This window comes from Pseudomonas sp. IC_126 (assembly GCF_004331835.1).
In the GTDB taxonomy this organism is placed as follows: domain Bacteria; phylum Pseudomonadota; class Gammaproteobacteria; order Pseudomonadales; family Pseudomonadaceae; genus Stutzerimonas.
In genome coordinates this window covers 1,073,075-1,093,270 of sequence record NZ_SJSS01000001.1, presented here as the reverse complement: position 1 = coordinate 1,093,270, position 20,196 = coordinate 1,073,075, and the positions used below count along the sequence as shown (strand labels likewise).

At 60.6% G+C, this 20,196-nt stretch carries 12 protein-coding genes and 1 pseudogene; 7 read left to right on the top strand and 6 right to left on the bottom strand.

Annotated elements, in window-relative coordinates:
• Nucleotides 1–17: 17 nt before the first annotated feature.
• The 7 genes from fdnG to glgB all read left to right on the top strand — a co-directional run bounded on the left by fdnG (nucleotide 18) and on the right by glgB (nucleotide 13,728).
• The gene (gene fdnG / locus E0D86_RS04920; protein WP_218568004.1) at nucleotides 18–3,098 is read left to right on the top strand and encodes a formate dehydrogenase-N subunit alpha; all 3,081 of its coding nucleotides are present in this window, start codon (nucleotides 18–20) and stop codon (nucleotides 3,096–3,098) included.
• Nucleotides 3,098–4,033 (top strand): formate dehydrogenase subunit beta, encoded by a 936-nt coding sequence (gene fdxH, locus E0D86_RS04915; protein WP_131648836.1) that lies wholly within the window; start codon nucleotides 3,098–3,100, stop codon nucleotides 4,031–4,033. Before fdnG ends, fdxH begins: the two co-directional genes overlap by 1 nt.
• A complete protein-coding gene (locus E0D86_RS04910; protein ID WP_131648835.1) occupies nucleotides 4,030–4,719 on the top strand; it encodes a formate dehydrogenase subunit gamma in 690 nt (229 codons plus the stop codon). The genes fdxH and E0D86_RS04910 overlap by 4 nt, the downstream gene beginning before the upstream one ends.
• Complete coding sequence (gene fdhE, locus E0D86_RS04905) at nucleotides 4,716–5,657, top strand: formate dehydrogenase accessory protein FdhE (RefSeq protein WP_371924031.1); 942 nt, start codon at nucleotides 4,716–4,718, stop codon at nucleotides 5,655–5,657. The genes E0D86_RS04910 and fdhE overlap by 4 nt, the downstream gene beginning before the upstream one ends.
• A 380-nt stretch (nucleotides 5,658–6,037) precedes the next feature.
• The gene (locus tag E0D86_RS04900) at nucleotides 6,038–8,050 is read left to right on the top strand and encodes an alpha-1,4-glucan--maltose-1-phosphate maltosyltransferase (RefSeq protein WP_131648834.1); all 2,013 of its coding nucleotides are present in this window, start codon (nucleotides 6,038–6,040) and stop codon (nucleotides 8,048–8,050) included.
• Between the two features lie 141 nt (nucleotides 8,051–8,191).
• The gene (gene treS / locus E0D86_RS04895) at nucleotides 8,192–11,515 is read left to right on the top strand and encodes a maltose alpha-D-glucosyltransferase (RefSeq protein WP_131648833.1); all 3,324 of its coding nucleotides are present in this window, start codon (nucleotides 8,192–8,194) and stop codon (nucleotides 11,513–11,515) included.
• Nucleotides 11,512–13,728, top strand: coding sequence for a 1,4-alpha-glucan branching protein GlgB (gene glgB, locus E0D86_RS04890; RefSeq protein WP_131648832.1), 2,217 nt, complete (start codon nucleotides 11,512–11,514; stop codon nucleotides 13,726–13,728). The genes treS and glgB overlap by 4 nt, the downstream gene beginning before the upstream one ends.
• A gap of 72 nt (nucleotides 13,729–13,800) precedes the next feature.
• On the opposite strand, the gene E0D86_RS04885 is transcribed toward glgB, so the two are convergent.
• From E0D86_RS04885 to E0D86_RS04860, 6 genes and pseudogenes are all read right to left on the bottom strand, one after another.
• Nucleotides 13,801–14,829: a lysylphosphatidylglycerol synthase domain-containing protein gene (locus E0D86_RS04885; protein WP_131648831.1), complete on the bottom strand. Its 1,029-nt coding sequence runs from the start codon at nucleotides 14,827–14,829 to the stop codon at nucleotides 13,801–13,803.
• Nucleotides 14,826–16,060: pseudogene (clsB, locus tag E0D86_RS04880) on the bottom strand (cardiolipin synthase ClsB). The gene E0D86_RS04885 and the pseudogene clsB overlap by 4 nt, the downstream one beginning before the upstream one ends.
• Nucleotides 16,057–16,860 carry an endonuclease/exonuclease/phosphatase family protein gene (locus E0D86_RS04875; RefSeq protein ID WP_131648829.1) on the bottom strand — a complete coding sequence of 268 codons (804 nt, stop codon included), beginning with the start codon at nucleotides 16,858–16,860 and terminating at the stop codon, nucleotides 16,057–16,059. The pseudogene clsB and the gene E0D86_RS04875 overlap by 4 nt, the downstream one beginning before the upstream one ends.
• A complete protein-coding gene (locus E0D86_RS04870) occupies nucleotides 16,857–17,774 on the bottom strand; it encodes a DUF72 domain-containing protein (protein WP_131648828.1) in 918 nt (305 codons plus the stop codon). Before E0D86_RS04870 ends, E0D86_RS04875 begins: the two co-directional genes overlap by 4 nt.
• A 15-nt stretch (nucleotides 17,775–17,789) precedes the next feature.
• The gene (locus E0D86_RS04865; protein WP_131648827.1) at nucleotides 17,790–19,055 is read right to left on the bottom strand and encodes a zinc-dependent alcohol dehydrogenase; all 1,266 of its coding nucleotides are present in this window, start codon (nucleotides 19,053–19,055) and stop codon (nucleotides 17,790–17,792) included.
• Nucleotides 19,056–19,224: 169 nt separating this feature from the next.
• Complete coding sequence (locus E0D86_RS04860; RefSeq protein WP_131648826.1) at nucleotides 19,225–20,136, bottom strand: LysR family transcriptional regulator; 912 nt, start codon at nucleotides 20,134–20,136, stop codon at nucleotides 19,225–19,227.
• Between the last annotated feature and the right edge of the window lie 60 nt (nucleotides 20,137–20,196).

Sequence of the window (20,196 nt, the reverse complement as noted above, 5' to 3'; positions counted from 1 at the left end):
AGTAACAGGAGATACCGATGACCGTGCGAGTATCCCGGCGACAGTTCCTGAAGTTTGGTGCGACCGCTGTAGGCGCATCGAGCATGGCCATGATGGGGTTTGCGCCTGATGAAGCCGTCGCGTCGATTCGTCACTTCAAACTGACCGGCGCCAAAATTTCTCGCAATATCTGCACCTACTGCTCGGTAGGTTGCGGCATGTTGCTCTACTCACGTGGAGACGGCGCCGCCAACGTGGTCGATCAGATCTACCACGTCGAAGGCGATCCGGACCATCCGGTCAGTCGTGGCTCGCTCTGTCCAAGAGGCGCAGGCGTACTCGACTTCATCAACAGCGAATCCCGGGTCAAATATCCGGAAGTGCGTGAGCCGTTCACCAACGAGTGGAAGCGCATCAGCTGGGATGAAGCCTTCACGCGCATCGCGCGACACATGAAGGACGACCGCGACAAGAATTTCGAAACCCATGACGAGCAGGGGCGGCTGGTCAACCGCTGGTTGACGACCTCCATGGTGGCGGCCTCGGCCTGTACCAACGAGACGGCGTACATCACGCAGAAGATCACCCGGGCGCTCGGCATTCTTCAACTCGACAACCAGGCGCGCGTTTGACACGGACCAACGGTGGCAGGTCTTGCCCCAACATTTGGTCGCGGTGCCATGACGAACCACTGGGTCGACATCGCCAATGCTGACGTCATTCTGTCCATGGGCGGCAACTCGGCCGAAGCGCATCCCGTGGGATTCCGCTGGGTCATGCATGCCAAGGAGCGCAGCAATGCGATCCTGATTTCCATCGATCCACGCTTCAACCGCACCACGGCGGTGGCGGACTATCACGCCTGGCTCCGTACCGGCACGGACATCGTGTTCCTGGGTGGTTTCATCAACTACCTGATCGCATCCGACCGTTACGCCCACGAATACGTGCGCGAATACACCGACGCCAGCTTGATCGTCGCCGAAGGTTTCGGTTTCGATGACGGGTTGTTCGTGGGTTACAACCCTGAAGATAAGACCTACAACCGCGAAACCTGGAATTTCGAGCTGGATGAGCGCGGCTTCGCTCGCTCCGATCCAAGCCTCGAACATCCACGTTGCGTGTTCCAGCTGATGCGCGAGCATTACAGCCGTTACACCATCGAACAGGTGGAAAACGTCTGCGGCATGCCCAAGGCCAAGGTGCAGGAGTTGTGGGATCTGATGGCGCAAACATCCGCGCCAGACAAGACCATGACCATCCTCTACGCGCTGGGCTGGACGCAGCACACCATCGGTTCGCAAATCATCCGTTGCGGTGCGATGGTGCAGCTGCTGCTCGGCAACATGGGTATGCCTGGTGGCGGTGTGAACGCTTTGCGTGGTCACTCCAACATTCAGGGCCTGACCGACATCGGGCTGCTTTCCAACCTGCTGCCCGGCTACCTCAACCTGCCATCGGCAAACCTGCAAACCTACGCCGACTACATGGAGACGCGCATCAAGCCGCCGCTGGTGGAAGGCGAGGTGTCGTACTGGAAATTCTACGAGCGCTTCTTCGTCAGCCTGATGAAAGACTGGTACGGCGACGCCGCCACGGCGGAAAACAACTGGTGCTACGACTGGTTGCCGAAACTCTCCGTGCCGATCTACGACGTGCTCTACGCCATCAACGACATGACGCTGGGCAAGATGACCGGTGCGTTCTGCCAAGGCTTCAACATCCTGGCGGCATTCCCGAACAAGGCCAAGGTCATGGATGGCCTGTCGAAGCTCAAGTACTTCGTGATCATGGACCCGCTCACGGTGGAGACCGGAGAGTTCTGGAAGAACTTCGGCGAATACCACGATGTCGATCCGTCGCAGATCGGTACTGAAGTATTCCGCCTGCCGACCACCTGCTTCGCGGAGGATGACGGCTCCATTACCAACAGTTCGCGCTGGCTGCAATGGCATGAGAAGAGTGCCCCAGGTCCAGGCGAGTCAATGACCGATACCGAAATTCTCGGTGAGGTCATGTTGCGGTTGAAGCACATGTATCAGGAGGAGGGCGGTGCGTTCCCGGACCCGATCCTGAACATGAGCTGGAACTACAAGGATCCGAAATTTCCGAAGCCCGCCGAATTGGCTCAGGAATACAACGGCAGGGCGCTGGTGGATCTCACCGACGAAGCGGGCAATGTAGTCCGCCGCAAAGGCGAGTTGCTGAAGGACTTCAGCGAGCTGCGTGATGACGGTTCGACGGCCTGCGGTTGCTGGATCTATTCCGGTGCTTGGACCGAAGAAGGCAACATGATGGCCCGGCGCGACAACTCCGACCCGTACAACACCGGCAATACGCTGGGGTGGGCCTGGGCTTGGCCAATGAACCGGCGAATCCTCTACAACCGCGCTTCAGCCCGGCCAGACGGCACACCATGGGCACCCAACAAAGCGTTCGTCTGGTGGAATGGCGAACGCTGGACCGGGGCGGATGTGCCTGACTTCCCGCTCACATCGCCGCCGTCCCAGGGCGTCGGCCCCTTCATCATCACCCAGTCTGGAGGCGGGCACTTTTTCGCTTGCGAATGGCTGAACGAAGGGCCATTCCCGGAGCACTACGAGCCGATGGAGAGCCCCATCGATCGCAACCCGATGAGTCCAAATAACCCGTTGGCGATGAACAATCCGATCGCTCGTGTCTTCGAGCAGGATCGAGATTCGTTTGGCTCCAACAAGGACTTCCCCTATGCGGCGACGACTTATCGTCTGACCGAGCATTTCCATTACTGGACAGTCCATGCGCGACTCAATGCCATCGCTCAGCCGGAGAAGTTCATCGAGATGGGTGCGGTGCTGGCTGAGGAACTGGGCATCGCTGCGGGCGACCGGGTGCGGGTGACGTCCAAACGGGGCTATATCACCGCCGTTGCGGTGGTGACCAAACGGTTGGTGCCGTTGCAGATCGACGGACGCACCGTGCATCAGATCGGCATCCCAATTCACTGGGGCTTCAAAGGTGTGGCGAAGAAGGCGCACCTGACCAACACCCTCACCCCATTCGTGGGTGACGGAAACACACAGACACCGGAGTTCAAGTCGTTTCTGGTGAACGTGGAGAAGATTGGAGGAGCCGTCTGATGGTTGGTGACCAGATCAATCTGCAAAACATCATCGCCCGCTCGGCGACCACCACGCCCTCCCCGCAGGTGCGGCACGGGGGCGTGGAAAAGGTCACCAAACTGATCGACGTGTCGGTCTGCATCGGCTGCAAGGCCTGTCAGGTCGCTTGTTCGGAATGGAATGACCTGCGCGACGACGTGGGAACGTGCGATGGCACCTACAACAACCCGCAAGACCTGACCGCCGAATCGTTCGAAGTCATGCGCTTCAGTGAATATGAGAACGAACAGGGCAATTTGGAGTGGCTGATCCGCAAGGACAACTGCATGCATTGCGCCGAGCCGGGCTGCCTAAAGGCCTGCCCATCGCCCGGCGCCATCGTGCAATACGCCAACGGCATCGTCGACTTCAATTCGGAACACTGCATCGGCTGCGGCTACTGCATTGCCGGGTGTCCGTTCGATATCCCGCGGATCTCGAAGAAGGACAACAAGGCATACAAGTGCACGCTGTGTTCCGACCGGGTATTCCATGGCCTCGAGCCGGCTTGCGTGAAGAGCTGCCCGACGTCGGCGATCATGTTCGGCACCAAGGAGGACATGCTCGATTACGGCGCTCATCGGGTTCAGCACCTCCAGGGGCGCGGCTACGAAAACGCCGGTATCTACGACCCATCCGGAGTTGGCGGCACCCACGTGGTCTATGTGCTGCAACACGCCGACAAGCCGGAAATCTACAGTGGCCTGCCGAAAGATCCGCATATCAGCCCGACCGTGGAGCTGTGGAAGGGCGTGACCAAGCCGATCATGTCCGTAGCGCTGGGTGTGTCAGTGCTGGCCGGCTTCTTCCATTACGTCATGAAAGGGCCGAAGGAAGAGCCGGAGGATGATCCGGACCCAGAGCTGGCGGCGGCTGATCGCGAACTTGATCGTCGTGGGGAGGACCGGCTATGAGCCATTCCAACGTCAAATACGGCATTCTGCGTTACGGTTGCTGGGCACGGGTCAACCACTGGCTTATCGCGATCAGCTTCGTATTGCTCACGCTGAGCGGCCTCGCGCTGTTCTATCCGGCCTTCTTCGGGCTCACTGCGCTGTTCGGTGGTCCGGAGCCGACGCGAATCGTGCATCCGTATATTGGCGTGTTCATGTCGCTGTTCTTCATCATCCAGGCGGTGCGCTTCTTCGGCGATAACCTGATACGCCGCCACGATGTGCAGTGGATGAAGCAGATCGGCGACGTGCTCAGCAACCGCGACGAGCGCTTGCCGCCGGTAGGCAAGAACAATGCCGGGCAGAAACTGGTGTACTGGATCTTCCTGGCCACCGTACCGGTGCTCTTGATCACAGGCATCGTGCTCTGGCGCCCTTGGATCGCTGATGACATGCCAATCTGGGCGCTGCGCTGGGCCGTGTTGATTCACGCGATCGCTGCATTCATCGCCATCATCACGCTAGTCATTCACGTCTACTCGGCCATCTGGGTCAAAGGCTCGGTGCGGGCCATGACGCAGGGCCGCGTCAGCCACGCCTGGGCGCGTCACCATCACGGGCTGTGGTACGAAGATGTCGTGCGCAACGAGAAATTCGATGCGCAAGCCGCGTCGCCCACCAGCGAAGTGCAGGATCGCCATAGATGAAAGGAGCTGAAGTGAATCATTCGTATGGAAGCGCGCCGTCCGGAATCATGGATGCGCCCCACGTGGTGCTGCCGGATGCCAAGGTGTTTAGCAAACGCGCGACGCGGCTGAGAGAACTGGTCATGCAGGTGCCGTCGCTGGATGAGTTCCTGGCGTTCATGGCCCGTCTGGTACAGGCCCAGCATCAGGTACTGACCGAGCACGAACCTGCCTGGCGACCGGCGCCGGATGCCTTCGATCAAGCGTTGAAGCATGACATGCCACCGTTGGGGTTCCAGGCATTGCGACGAGACGTGCGTTGGTACGCCGATTTGCTCGCCATTCTCGATGCGGTGGAGCTGCACGTGGGCGAACGCCAGCGGCCGTTGCTCGCCGCGCTGCGAGAGATGCCCGCTGAGCGACTCGATGAGCTGGCCGATGACGTGTTCGAAATGCGTCCCGGCAATGAGGCGACTCGCGCGCTATTGCCATTGGTCGCTGCGGCGCTGCAGGTCACCTGGGCACGCCTGGCCATCGGACTACCCAACGCGCCGGCGCGTCCCATCGGTGAGGCGAAGGCGCTTTGCCCGTGTTGCGGTGCCGCACCCGTGGCCAGCGTGGTGCACAACGAGCGTAATCGCAGTGGCGTGCGCTATTTGCATTGTTCGCTTTGCGCGACCGAATGGCATCTGGAACGTGTGAAATGCAGCGTGTGCGACACCGGCGGCAAGCTGCTCTATTTGACGCTCGATGAAGGGCAGGGCAAAGCATTTCTGCCGGTCCAGGCAGAAGCCTGCAACGAATGCCACAGCTACCTGAAAGTCATGCAGCGCGAGCTCCATGGGCGCGCAGACCCGGTTGCCGACGATCTGGCCAGCCTCGCGTTGGACATGCTGCTGGCCGAGCAGGACGAATACGCACGCAGTGGCTACAACCCGTTGCTGGTGATGGGGGCTTAGGCCTTTCCGCGATTGCGGGACTCGGTAGGAAACGACTCTTATCGGTGTCCCGCCACGAGTCTGCAACAGCCGTAAAGCGCCTCGAAGACTACCCAAGTAGGGCACAAACGCATCGGCAGTGTTCCGATGCGATTTCCTTCTGATTTCTCGACCTTTTCTTGCGCGCTCACCTCGCAACTCAACGTCCGTCAGACAGCCGTACGCAGCGGCTCTCAAGCGGGCTTTCGTGCTGAACTTTTACAGCCTCCTTTGGTTCGGAAGAACAGAGCCCGTGAAACCCGCAGCGGGGTTTCACGACGACAACCCCAACCTTGCCGACGCCGCTCGCGAAGCGGTTGGGTTGCTGTATCGCAATGATTTAGGCCCCAGGAGCCCGTTCGATGAACGACGCACAGCCCCACGCAACCATCCATCCCCGACTTGAACAAGCATTGCAGATGCCGCGTATAGCCATCGAGGCGACCGAGCCGGTGCTCGACGGTGGTCGATTCGCTGCCAAGGCCATCATCGGCCATCCGGTGACCGTGACCACCAAGGTATTCGCCGATGGCCATGATCAGCTGGCCGCCGCGATCTGCTGGCGGACCAACGATGAAAGCGGCTGGCGTCGCGCTCGTCTCAAGCTGCTCGGCAACGACAAGTGGGAAGGTCATTTCACCCCAACGCAGGTGGCAGGCCACGAGTTCATGATCGAGGCCTGGTGGGACGTCTATGAAACCTACCGCTACGAGCTATCGAAAAAACATGCGGCGGGTGTTCCGGTGCAGTTGGAGCTGGAAGAAGGCCGTCTATTGCTGGAGCGCGCCAGCGGGCGGGCCATGGGCGAAACCAAGGCAATCATTGATGATCTCTTGCACCGCCTGAGCATGGCGCATCTGGACGACGAGCGTGTTTCGGTCATGCTGGCCGACGAGACGGCTGCGGCAATGGCTGATGCCGACCCGCGTGAGCATTGCAGCCAGAGCCCGGTATTCCCGCTTGAAGTGGAGCGCCCTCTGGCTCAGTTCGCCAGCTGGTATGAACTCTTCCCGCGCTCGGAGACCGACGACCCTAACCGCCATGGCACCTTTCGCGACGTGCACAAGCGCCTGCCGTCGATCCGTGACATGGGCTTTGACGTGCTCTACTTCACGCCCATTCACCCCATCGGGCGCCAACATCGTAAGGGCCGAAACAACACTCTGAACGCCGGACCCAACGATCCGGGCAGCCCCTATGCCATCGGCAGCGAAGACGGTGGCCACGATGCGGTCCATCCGGAGCTCGGCACGCTTGGCGACTTCCGCGATCTGGTAGCGGCGGCGCGCGACCACGGACTTGAAATTGCGCTGGATTTCGCCATTCAGTGTTCCCAGGACCACCCCTGGCTAAAAGAACATCCGGGCTGGTTCTCCTGGCGCCCTGACGGGACCATCCGCTACGCGGAAAACCCGCCGAAGAAGTACCAGGACATCGTCAATGTCGACTTCTATGCCGAAGACGCCATGCCCGATCTTTGGATCGCCTTGCGCGACGTGGTCTGGCATTGGGTGGAGCAGGGCGTGAAGATCTTCCGCGTCGATAATCCGCACACCAAACCCCTGCCTTTCTGGGAATGGATGATCGCCGATATTCGCGAGCGCGACCCGGACGTGATGTTCCTGTCCGAGGCCTTCACCCGGCCGGCGATGATGGCGCGTCTGGGCAAGGTCGGCTTCAACCAGAGCTACACCTATTTCACCTGGCGCAACAACAAGGCGGAGCTGAGCGAATATTTCACCGAGCTCAACGAGCCGCCGTTGCGCGATTGCTACCGGCCGAACTTCTTCGTCAATACGCCGGATATCAACCCCTTCTTCCTGCATGACTCCGGTCGCGCCGGATTCCTCATCCGTGCGGCGCTGGCGACCATGGGGTCCGGTCTCTGGGGCATGTACTCGGGCTTCGAGCTGTGCGAATCCGCTGCGATTCCCGGCAAAGAGGAATATCTGGACTCGGAGAAGTACGAGATCCGTCCGCGCGACTACCACGCGCCGGGCAACATCATCGCCGAGATCGCTCAACTCAATCGCATTCGGCGCCAGAATCCGGCCCTGCAAACCCACCTCGGTTTCCAGGCCTACACGGCCTACAACGACAACATCTTCTATTTCGGCAAGCGCACGGCGGATCGCTCGAACTTCATTCTGGTCGCGGTGAGCCTTGATCCAAATAACGCCCAGGAAGCGCATTTCGAGTTGCCGCTCTGGGAACTCGGCTTGCCCGATCACGCTGAAACCCGCGGCGAAGACCTTATGAATGGGCATCGCTGGACTTGGTATGGCAAGACCCAATGGATGCGGATCGAGCCCTGGCATCTGCCATTCGGTATCTGGCGTCTGAGCGCTGGGGCCCCAGATCCAGACCTCAAGTGATTTATTAAGAACAAGGCTATAACCCTATTTATCAGTAGGTTAGAAGTAACAGTTGATCTGATTTGTTACGCCTACTGGTGACCTTTGCCGCCTCGGCTGGAATTCCGCGTCCAGTCTTGAGGCAGAAAAAAGGAACGAGACATGGCCAAATCACGCAAGCCAGCCGCCTTCATCACTGACCCGCTCTGGTACAAGGACGCAGTGGTTTATCAAGTCCACTTGAAATCCTTCTTCGACTCGAACAACGACGGGGTAGGTGACTTTCAGGGTTTGATCGAGAAGCTCGATTACATCGCCGACCTGGGTGTGAACACCGTTTGGCTGTTGCCGTTCTATCCCTCGCCGCGGCGTGACGATGGTTACGACATTGCCGAATACCGTGGTGTGCATGCGGACTACGGCACTATGGCCGATGCCAGACGCTTCATCGCCGCAGCGCATAAGCGCGGGTTGCGGGTGATCACCGAACTGGTCATCAACCACACTTCGGACCAGCACCCTTGGTTCCAGCGTGCGCGCAAGGCGAAAAAGGGTTCTGCAGCACGCGACTTCTATGTTTGGTCGGACACGGACGATAAATACGACGGCACGCGGATCATCTTTCTCGATACCGAAGTATCGAACTGGACCTGGGACCCGGTCGCCCAGCAGTACTTCTGGCATCGCTTCTATTCGCACCAACCGGATCTCAATTTCGACAACCCGCAGGTCATGAAGGCCGTGCTCAGCGTCATGCGCTACTGGCTCGACCTTGGCATCGACGGATTGCGGCTCGACGCTATCCCGTACCTGGTGGAGCGCGACGGCACCAACAACGAGAACCTGCCCGAAACCCATGTGGTGCTAAAACAGATACGCGCCGAGATCGACGCCAATTACCCCGACCGCATGCTCCTGGCCGAGGCCAACCAGTGGCCGGAGGATACCCAGCTGTATTTCGGCGGCGAAGACGGTGGCCCGGGCGACGAATGCCATATGGCCTTTCACTTTCCGCTGATGCCGCGCATGTACATGGCCTTGGCGCAGGAAGACCGCTTCCCGATCACCGACATCCTGCGCCAGACGCCCGACATTCCGGAGAACTGCCAATGGGCAATTTTCCTGCGCAATCATGACGAGCTCACGCTGGAAATGGTGACCGACAAGGAGCGCGACTACCTCTGGAACTACTACGCCTCGGACAAGCGCGCTCGGATCAACCTTGGCATTCGCCGCCGGCTGGCACCGCTGCTGGAACGTGACCGTCGCCGCATCGAGCTACTCAACAGCCTGCTGCTATCGATGCCTGGCACCCCGGTGATCTATTACGGCGACGAAATCGGCATGGGCGATAACATCTTTCTCGGTGACCGCGACGGTGTGCGTACGCCGATGCAATGGTCGGTGGATCGCAACGGCGGCTTCTCCCGAGCCGATCCGCCGAGTCTGGTGCTGCCACCAATCATGGACCCGCTGTACGGCTACCAGGCGATCAACGTCGAGGCACAACAGCGCGACCCGCATTCGCTGCTCAACTGGACGCGGCGGCTGCTCTCGATCCGCAAGCAATTCAAAGCCTTCGGGCGGGGCACGCTGAAAATGCTCGCACCGAGCAATCGACGGATTTTGGCGTATTTGCGCGAATACACCGGACCCAACGGTGATACGGAAGTCATCTTTTGCGTCGCCAACGTATCGCGCTCGGCTCAGGCCGCAGAACTGGAACTGTCGCATTACGCCGGCATGGTGCCGGTGGAAATGGTCGGCGGCAGTGCCTTCCCGCCGATCGGCCAATTGCCGTATCTGCTGACGTTGCCACCTTACGGCTTCTACTGGTTCCAGCTGGCAACCAGCCACCAGATGCCCAGTTGGCACCAGGAACCGGTGGAAACCATGCCCGACTTCCAAACCCTCGTGCTCAAGCGCCTGGATACGCTCACCGCAGCGAATAAGCGCATTCTCGAAACCGAGTCGCTACCGGCTTACCTGCCGAAACGGCGCTGGTTCGCCAGCAAGGATGCAGCGATCGACTCGATCAAGATCTGCTACAGCGTGCCGTTCGGCGATCCACAGCGACCGGTACTGCTTAGCGAGATCGCAGTGGCGACGACCGGGCGAACCGACCTCTATCAGCTGCCGCTGGGCTTCCTCGACGAAGGCGACTTCGACATCGCGCTGCCGCAGCAACTGGCCATGGCACGGGTGCGACGTGGCCCGCAGGTGGGTCTGCTGACCGATGCCTTTGCGCTCAAACAGTTCGTCCTCGGCGTGATTCAAGGATTGCGCGACGAGCAAGTACTGCCTTGCGGAGAAGGCGAGATTCGCTTCGAGCCGATCGGCAATCTTGCCGACGTGGAGTTGCCGGCCGACGCCGAGGTGCGTTACCTCACGGCTGAACAATCCAATAGCTCGGCCATCATCGGCAGCAGCATGATGATCAAGGTGCTGCGCCGGGTTTCTGCGGGCGTGCACCCGGAACTGGAAATGGGCCGTTTCCTGACCGAGCAGGGCTTCCAGCACATTTCGGCGATGCTCGGCCAGGTTACGCGCGTCAACAAGCGGGGCGAGCCGCATGCGCTGATGGTTGTGCAGCGCTTCCTCGACAATCAGGGCGACGCCTGGGAATGGACGTTGAACACCCTGGACCGCGCCGTCCGCGATCAGATTGCCGGCGGTGTGTCCGAGCACGAGAACCAGTTCAGTGCCCTCGCTGAAGTCGAGGCATTCAATCGCCTGCTTGGGCAGCGCCTGGGCGAGATGCACATGACGCTGGCGGCGCAGACCAGTGATCAGGCCTTCGCCAGCGAGCCGACCCGTCCGGCTGATAGCAAAGAATGGATCAAGACCATATCCGCACAGGTGGAACGCGCGCTGGAACTGCTGCAAGCCCGTCGCGGCGATCTCGACCGCAAGGCCGCGTCGCTGGTGGATCAGCTGCTCGGGCAACGTGAACAATTGCTGGCCGAAGTCAAACGGCTTGCCGAACGATCCGTTGGCGGTCTGCGCACGCGTGTGCACGGTGACCTCCACCTTGGCCAGGTGTTGGTGGTTCAGGGCGATGCGTTCTTCATCGACTTCGAAGGTGAGCCGGCGCGCTCGCTGGAAGAGCGCAGAGGCAAGCTGAGCCCGTTCAAGGATGTCGCCGGCGTGCTGCGTTCGTTCGAATACGCAACTGCCATGACCCTGCGTAACGCGCAGATCAGCGACAGCTCTGAAGAGGCGAATCTAGCCCGCCGCACTATTTCCGACACCTACCAGCAGAGCGCCCACGATGTGTTTCTCGAGGCCTACCGCGAGGCGACCGCGCAGATGCCGCACGCCTGGAAGGATGCCGCCGGCGCTAACGCTGCGCTGGCGCTGTTCAGCCTGGAAAAAACCGCCTATGAAGTGGCCTATGAGGCAGAGAACCGCCCGGCCTGGCTATCCGTTCCGCTTCAGGGACTGGCGAAGCTGGCACAACAGATTTCCGATGGAGATTCCCGATGAATGATCGTCCGGCCGTGACCATGCCCGGTGAAACACTGCTGCCAAGCGATGCCGACGTCGACGCGCTGGTGCGCGCCGAACATGGCAACCCATTTTCGATACTTGGCCCGCACCCTGACGGCGATGGGCTTGTGGTGCGCGCCTATCTGCCCAACGCGCTGGGCGTCGAAGTGCTCGAACGCTCCAGCGGTCGCCTGCTGGCAGCGATGGAACAGGGCCAGGTGCCCGGCTTCTTCTTCACCCGGCTGACCCACCAGCAGCCTTATCTGCTGAACATTCGCTGGGCGGGGGGAGAGCAGATCACTGAAGACCCTTACAGCTTCGGGCCGCAACTCGGCGAGATGGACATGTATTTGTTCTCCGAAGGCAACCATCGCGAGATCGGCCGCGTATTCGGCGCTCAGCCAATGGAAGTCGATGGGGTCCAGGGCGTGCGTTTCGCCGTGTGGGCACCCAATGCGCGGCGCGTGTCAGTAGTGGGTAGTTTCAATGACTGGGACGGGCGTCGGCATCCCATGCGTTTGCGCATTCCTTCCGGCGTGTGGGAAATCTTCATCCCGCGCTTGCAGCCTGGTGATAAGTATAAATACGAGATTCTGGGGCAGAACGGTGTTCTGCCGCTGAAGGCCGATCCGATTGCGCTGGCGACCGAGCTGCCACCCGGCACCGCTTCGGTGATTTCGCATCCGCTGGACTATGAGTGGAAGGACGAGGCCTGGCTGCAGCATCGCGCGGCGCGCCAGTCTTATACCGCGCCGATGACCATCTATGAGCTGCATGCCGGCTCCTGGCGCAAGGAGGGCGGCGATAACGGGCGGCTCTACGATTGGCACGAACTGGCCGAACGGCTGATCCCGTATGTCGTCGATTTGGGTTTCACCCATATCGAGCTGATGCCGATCATGGAACACCCCTTCGGCGGCTCCTGGGGTTATCAGCTGCTGTCGCAGTTCGCGCCCAGCGCCCGCTACGGCAACGCGCATGACTTCGCCGCCTTCGTCGATGCCTGCCACAACGCCGGCATCGGCGTGATCCTCGACTGGGTACCGGCGCATTTCCCGACCGACGCGCACGGGCTGGGCGAATTCGATGGCACGGCGTTGTACGAATATGCGCACCCCTTCGAAGGCTTCCATCAGGACTGGGATACCTACATCTACAACCTGGGCCGCACCGAAGTGCACGGCTTCATGCTTGCTTCAGCGTTGCACTGGTTGCGTGAATTCCACGTCGACGCACTGCGTGTCGATGCGGTCGCCTCGATGCTCTATCGCGATTATTCGCGCAAGGAAGGCGAGTGGATCCCCAACCGTCACGGCGGTCGAGAGAACCTCGAAGCGATCGACTTCCTGCGTCACCTCAACGACGTGGTAGCCACCGAAACGCCCGGCGCGTTGGTTATCGCCGAAGAGTCCACGGCCTTTCCCGGCGTCAGCAAGCCGACCTCCGAGGGCGGGCTGGGTTTTGCCTACAAATGGAACATGGGTTGGATGCACGACACGCTCAAGTACGTTCAAGAAGACCCGGTCAACCGTCAGTACCACCACGACAAGCTCACCTTCGGCATGGTTTACGCCTATTCGGAGCACTTCGTGCTGCCGATCTCCCACGATGAAGTGGTGCACGGCAAGGGTTCGCTGATCGACAAAATGCCCGGTGATCGCTGGCAGAAGTTCGCCAATTTACGAGCCTACCTGTCCTTCATGTGGACGCATCCAGGGAAGAAGCTCTTGTTCATGGGCAGCGAGTTCGGCCAGTGGCGCGAATGGAGCCACGACCGCGAACTGGACTGGCATCTGCTCGAGGAAACCGATCACCGCGGTGCGCAGAACTTGGTACGGGATATCAACCGTCTGTACGCACATGAGCCTGCCTTGCATGAGCTGGACAGTGATCCGCAGGGTTTCCAGTGGCTGATCGGTGACGACCGCTCCAACAGTGTGTTCGCCTGGCTGCGCAAGAGTTCGACGGGGTATCCCCTGTTGGTTGTGGGCAATTTCACGCCGGTAGTACGTGAGGGCTATCGGGTAGGCGTTCCCGGGGAGGGACGCTGGGAAGAAATCTTCAACAGCGATGCCGGATGCTACGGCGGCTCCAACGTAGGCAACGGCGGCGGCCTGCTGGCCGAACAGGTGCCTTCGCATGGGCAGGACGTATCGCTGATGCTCACGCTTCCGCCGCTTGGGGTGGTGATCTTGAGGCCGCAGGAATAAGGCGTATCCAAAGCGGATCCCAAGCACGACAAAGCCGGAGCGTCGCTCCGGCTTTGTCGTATCCGGCTTCCGCTACCGGCTGACGGCTTTTTCTGCGTTGGGCTCTTCCGGCGATTCTTCGTTGGGTTGCGCCTCGTTGCCGGAGCGCAGCTTCTTCGCCCGCGCTTCCAGCACGACGTAGAGAATAGTGGCGAAGAACAGCGGTACCAAGAAATACACGACGCGATAACCGATCAGTCCAGCCACGATTGCACCTTTACTGAGTTCGCCACCCAGCATGGCCACGAACACCGCTTCGATCACACCCAGCCCTGCCGGAATATGAGCAACTACACCAGCGATGCTGCTGATCATGAGGATGCCCAAAACCTCGGGGTAGGGTGCTTTCTGCGACAGCATGAAATAGACCACCAGCGCCATCAGCGACCAGTTGGCGGCGCCCAGCAGCATCTGCACGACGGCCAGCCGCAGCGAGGGCAGATGGATTTCATGCTTGCGTATGGTCCAGTGACGGCGCTTGGAGAAACCACAGGCCCATAGATACACCGCCGCTGCCACCAGCAGACCAACGCCGAGCACACGCAATGCGGTGTGGCCTATTTCCCAGGAATCCGGTGGGGTGATCCAGCCCATGGCGAAGATCAGACCGGCCAGCCAGATGTAGCCAAGCCAGTTGGTCAGCACGCTCATGGTGAACACACGGGTGATTTGGGACGCGCGCAATCCAAGCCGGGAATATAGGCGATAGCGCAACGCGATGCCTCCGACCCAGGCGCTCAGGTTCAGGTTGAACGCGTAGCACACGAAGGTCACCGGGATAATTTGCCGAACCGGCAGGTTGTGCTGCGCATACCGCTTGCCGAGCACGTCGAAGAAGCAATAGACGACGTAACTGGCGAAGGCCGCAGCGCCGGCCATCCACAGCGTCTTGGCGCTGTAGTTGCGCAAGGTGGTGTAGACCTCGTTCCAGTCGACGTTGCGGGCAAGGCCGATCAGCAAGCCGGCAACCAGAATGAAGAAGATGTAGGTCAGGATCTTCTTGATCTGCGGCCAGCGACGTCGCCAGCCACTGCGTGGCTCAGCGTGGTTGGACTCGGTCATTGCTGATCTCGCTGCAAGGGGGCTGAACGGGCTCCAGCGGCTCGGCATCGAGAAGCTGCAGCTTGGGTCGGTGTGCGGGGAACAGGCCCACCATTTGTGGGAAATGACGCAGGAAATGGAAGATGAAGAAGGCCAGCGGCGCACGCCACCAGTAACCACGAACCATGCGCTCCAGCGGAATACGCCGGCAGTCGTCCTGGAGTAGCTGGTCAAGCTTCTCGTGCAGCTGCCGGTTGAAATTGTGATCGCGAATGATCAGGTTCGCCTCGAGGTTCAACGAGAGGCTGAGCGGGTCGAGGTTGCTCGAACCCACCGTGGACCACTCGTAGTCCGCCAATGCGACCTTACCGTGCAGCGGCCGACGGCAGTACTCATGGATCTCCACGCCGTCGCTCATCAGGTAGTTGTAGAGAATGCGCGCGCCGAACTTGGCGATCGGCATGTCCGGCTGGCCCTGAAGGATCAGCCGCACCCGCACACCGCGGCGGGCTGCGTTACGGATTTCGCGCAACACCCGATAACCGGGGAAGAAGTAGGCATTGGCGATCACCAGCCGCGAGCGTGCATCACGTATCGCTTGCAGGTAATGCTGCTCGATATCGGTGCGGTGTTCGTTGTTGTCACGGGTCACGAACAGCGCACGCGCCTCGCCCCGGCTGACACCGACGTACCCATTGCTTTGCGTGCGCACCCGACGCTGCCACCAACGCCGGTTCGCCTGCTCTGGCGCGATGGTGCTGAGGGCGAAACGATGGATGTCGTGAATGATCGGACCTTCGACCCGCAGAGCGTAGTCCTGCTTGGCGCCTGGCCCGTAGTCGCCGAGGTGATCGGCGGAAAAGTTGATTCCGCCGATGAAGGCGAGGTCGCCATCCACCACGACGATTTTGCGGTGCATGCGACGGAATACGTTGAGGCGCCAGCCCATCAGTCGTTTGCCGGGATCGAACACATGAATGCGCACCCCGGCGTGGGTCATCGCCGCGGCAAAATCACCGTCCAAGTCCGCCGAGCCATAGCCATCGACAGTAACGTCGACGCTGACACCGCGCTCGGCGGCGGCGATCAGCACTTTCTGCAGCTCCTGACCGACCTTGTCCTTGAAGAAGATGAAGGTTTCCAGCAGGACTTCTTTTTTTGCGGCCGCGATGGCCTCGAACACGGCGGGAAAGAATTCCTCGCCGTTTTCCAGCAACTGAAGGCGGTTACCGTCTCTCCAGTGAAAATTCATAGATGTATCTCCACCGCCAAGGGCAGATGATCGGACAAGTGCGTCCAGGGTTTGTTACCAAGTATTTGCGGTTTATGGCTGGTGGCATTACGCACGTAAATGCGATCCAGACGCAGCATGGGCCAGCGGGCCGGGAAGGTTTTGGCGACCTTGCCCTGGGAAACCGCGAACACTTCGTGCATACCGGCGCAGCGATCCAGCACCTGAGCGCCTTTGAGCCGCCAATCATTGAAGTCTCCGGCCACGACCACGGGCGCATCGTCGGGCAAGGAGTCGAGCAGGTCGCACAGCAGGCGAAGTTGCTGCTGGCGATGGGACTCACGCAAGCCTAGATGCACGCAAATCGCGTGGAACTGGTCATGCCCCGGCACCTGTAGCACGCTGTGTAACAAGCCACGGCGCTCCGGTCCGGCGATGGAGATGTCGAGATTCTCGTACTTGGTGATGGGGAATTTCGACAGCAGCGCATTGCCGTGATCGCCGTCGGGGTAGACGGCGTTGCGGCCATAGGCGAAATCGGTCCAGATGCTGTCAGCGAGAAACTCGTACTGCGACATTTTTGGCCAGTCATGAAAGCGCAGGGCATGCTTCTCATGAGTGCCCAACACTTCCTGCAGGAACACGATATCGGCGGAAACGGCCCTGACCGCTTCGCGCAGCTCCGGGAGGATGAATCGCCGATTCAGGGCGGTGAAGCCTTTGTGGGTGTTGACGGTCAGCAGGCGGACGGAACTGACCGCCGTGGACATGTGCGCGTCCAGGTCACTGCTGTCGAGTGGATGATTCTTGTCCAGGTTCACACCAGTACTCCTTCCAGATGGCCCGGAGTGGTTTCCAGGTCTTCCTCCAGCCCGAGCCGGCGCAACAACTGTCTCGCGTCGTATGGCGCCCGGACCTTCACGTCGTTATCGAAATAGCAATAAACCGCTCGCGCCTTGCGTGGCCGGGGTTTGGTGGCGGAGATGAGTTGCGCGTCGTCGGGTTGCCGTCCCTCGCTCCAGCGCGTGATGCGTCGGCACCAGTTATCCAGCGCCTCGTCGCTGTAACCGCTGGTGTAAAGCTCCTCGGCGCCGTGCAGGCGGATATAGACGAAATCGCTGGTCAGATCCTCGCGATAAGGCCATTTGCCGGCGGTATCCGCCACCACTAGCGCGACCTTGTACTTGCGCAGCAGCGCAACGAACGCGGGGTCGACAAAGCTTTCGTTGCGGATCTCCACGGCGTGTCGCAACTGGCGCTTTCGATCGATCTGCAGATAACTGCGACCTTCCATGCGCGCCTCGCAGCCCTTGGCCATTTCCAGCGCCGCTTCGGTGTCGTGAGGTAGCAGTTTGAGAAAGGTCTCGAACAGCTCGGGGTCGAACTTGAACGACGGCGGAAACTGCCAAAGCATCGGTCCGAGCTTGTCCTTGAGTGCCAGTACGCCGGAGGCGAGGAAGTTGGCGATGGGCTTTTCCACGTCGCGCAACCGCAGAATGTGCGTGATGTAACGCGGCGCCTTGACGCTGAAGACGAAGCCCTTCGGGGTTTCGTCATACCAGCCGGCATACAGCTCTGGCCGTTGCAACGAATAGAAAGACCCGTTGATCTCGATACTGCTTACGGCACGTGACGCGAACTTCAATTCGTTCTTCTGGGTGAGGCCCTTGGGATAGAAATCTCCGCGCCAAGGTGCGTAGCGCCAGCCTGAAATTCCGATATGGATGGCTGCCATCGCCTGCTCCTTTGATTATCGCGGGTTCTGCATGCTGGTCGGATCGCTGGCCGGGAAGGTATCGGCAACCGCCTTGTCGATCACTGTTTCTTCCGACCCGGCGCCGGAGGGGTTGCTGCGCTGTGGCTGCAACTCAACCTTGATCCAGCCGCGCTCGCGCCGATCGAAGGCCTCGAACGCAGCGATGACGTCGGTCATCGGCTTTATTTGAGTCAGTATCTTCGCCGGGTCGATGCGCCGCGCCTGGATCATTTCGATCAGCCGAGGAATGTATTTGCGATGGTGGCAGTTGCCCATGTTCATGGTGATGTTCTTGTTCATCGCCATGCCGATGGGAAAGGTCATGGCATCTGGAGGATAGACACCGATGATCGACAGCGTGCCGGCCTTCGCCAGGCTCTGGACCGCCCATTCCAGCGCTTGCGAAGGAGCGTCGCCCGGCTGCCATTGGCCGCCTTGATCCGCCTTCGCGCCGTCGGCCGGCTTGCCCCCGCAACAGCCATGTTCGGCATCGATGCCCACGGCATCAATGACTCGATCCACACCGATGCCCGACGTGAGGCGCTTGAGTGTCTCGACCGGCTCTTCCCGGTTGAAATCGATGATTTCCGCGCCCTGATGCTGGGCCATGCGTAGCCGATCCTCGAACTGGTCGATGGCAAATACCCGACCGGCGCCCAGCAGCTTGGCGCTGGCGATAGCGAACTGACCGACCGGGCCGCAGCCGAACACCGCGACCGTATCGCCGGGTTTGATCTCGGCCATTTCGGCACCGAAATAACCGGTCGGGAAGATGTCGGAGAGCAGGATCGCCTGGTCATCGCTGACCTCGGGTGGCAGCTTGACCAGACCGATGTTGGCAAACGGGATGCGCGCCTTTTCCGCCTGCAACCCGTGGAACGGGCCGGTAGCGGATGGGCCGCCATAGAAAGCCGTGCCGGCCTCCTTGCCGTTGGGGTTGGCCACGTCGCATTGAGCGAAATAACCCGAGCGGCAGTAGGAGCAATTACCGCAGGAGATGGTCGACGGGATCACCACCCGGTCGCCGATCTGCAGGTTGCGCACGTCCGCACCGAGCTCTTCGACGATGCCCACGGCTTCGTGCCCCAGGATGGTGCCGGGCTTCATGCCGCTGAACGTGCCCCGCACGAAGTGCAGATCGGTTCCGCAGATGGCCGAGGCGGTAATGCGCACAATGGCGTCGGTTGGGGCTTCGATGCGCGGGTCGGCTACGTCTTCGAGACGGATGTCGCCCACACCGTGATAAACAACAGCTTTCATAGCGTCTCCGGGGCGGCGGCGCGATGCCGCAGAGGTGAATCCGGCCTTGCGCGCGGTCCGCGCCAAGGTCAGGTGATGCGGAGCCAACCAGGCCCCTCGCATCTATTCCGACTGGCGTCGCCAGCGGCAGTTCACCTTTTGTCGTCTGCGCCCGGTAGGAGATTTGGCGCTATAGCGCCCAAGGCTGAGCGCCAGAGAAGGCTTCGACGAGATAGTCGATCATCACCCGGACCTTGGCCGGCGGGCGCCGATCGGGCGGGTAAAGGATGTAAATGCCGTCGATGATCAGCGCTGGATGATCCAATTCCAGTACGACCAGTTCGCCACGGCGCACCGCATCTGCGGCGATGAATTGCGGGCCGTAGAGCAGCCCTTGCCCACGCACGGCCGCTGCGAGCAACGCCTCGCCATTGTTGGCCAGCAGGTCGCCATCGACCTTGGCCCGTATGTCGCCGTTGCGTCCGAATACCCATTCATGCGCGCTAGTGGATGTCGACAGGCTGTAGGTCAGGCAATTGTGTTGCGCCAGATCGGCGACTCGGCGCGGCACGCCACGGGCGTCCAGATAAGCGGGCGCAGCGCACAACACCAGCGGGACGTCACCGAGCTTTCTGGCCTGAAGCGAACTGTCGCCGAGCCGGCCGATGCGTACCGCCATGTCCCAGCCGCCATCGATGAGATCGACCTGGCTATCGGACAGCCCCAGTTCCACCTTCACCGCCGGATGCCGGTGGCTGAACTCGAACAGTAGCGGGGCGATGTAATGAGTGCCGAACACCAGCGGCACGTTGAGCCGCAGCAGTCCGGTCGCCTCGACGCGTTGCGACGCGATGCCGGCCTCGGTTTCGTCAATGTCGAGCAGAATTCGCTGGCAGGCGTCGAGGTAGCGATTACCGGCTTCGGTGAGCGTCAGCCGCCGCGTGCTGCGGTGAAACAGCTTGACCCCCAGGCGTGCCTCCAGCGCATCGACATGCTTGGTCGCCATGGCCGGTGACATGCCCAGATGACGTGCCGCGGCGGACAGGCTGCCGGCACTGGTCGTACGCACGAATACGCGCATGCCGGTGATACGGTCGAGCATATTGGCTCCTACTCCTGGTAATAAGTGCTAGCCGTTTATGACAGGTTCTAAGATTACTGA

What these genes read in the sequence shown, in the direction of transcription:
- fdhE (WP_371924031.1), top strand. Translation starts at nt 4,716, where the DNA reads ATGAAAGGAGCTGAAGTGAATCATTCGTATGGAAGCGCGCCGTCCGGA.
- E0D86_RS04870 (WP_131648828.1), bottom strand. Translation starts at nt 17,774, where the DNA reads ATGGCAGCCATCCATATCGGAATTTCAGGCTGGCGCTACGCACCTTGG.
- treS (WP_131648833.1), top strand. Translation starts at nt 8,192, where the DNA reads ATGGCCAAATCACGCAAGCCAGCCGCCTTCATCACTGACCCGCTCTGG.
- E0D86_RS04860 (WP_131648826.1), bottom strand. Translation starts at nt 20,136, where the DNA reads ATGCTCGACCGTATCACCGGCATGCGCGTATTCGTGCGTACGACCAGT.
- fdxH (WP_131648836.1), top strand. Translation starts at nt 3,098, where the DNA reads ATGGTTGGTGACCAGATCAATCTGCAAAACATCATCGCCCGCTCGGCG.
- E0D86_RS04900 (WP_131648834.1), top strand. Translation starts at nt 6,038, where the DNA reads ATGAACGACGCACAGCCCCACGCAACCATCCATCCCCGACTTGAACAA.
- E0D86_RS04865 (WP_131648827.1), bottom strand. Translation starts at nt 19,055, where the DNA reads ATGAAAGCTGTTGTTTATCACGGTGTGGGCGACATCCGTCTCGAAGAC.
- E0D86_RS04885 (WP_131648831.1), bottom strand. Translation starts at nt 14,829, where the DNA reads ATGACCGAGTCCAACCACGCTGAGCCACGCAGTGGCTGGCGACGTCGC.
- E0D86_RS04910 (WP_131648835.1), top strand. Translation starts at nt 4,030, where the DNA reads ATGAGCCATTCCAACGTCAAATACGGCATTCTGCGTTACGGTTGCTGG.
- glgB (WP_131648832.1), top strand. Translation starts at nt 11,512, where the DNA reads ATGAATGATCGTCCGGCCGTGACCATGCCCGGTGAAACACTGCTGCCA.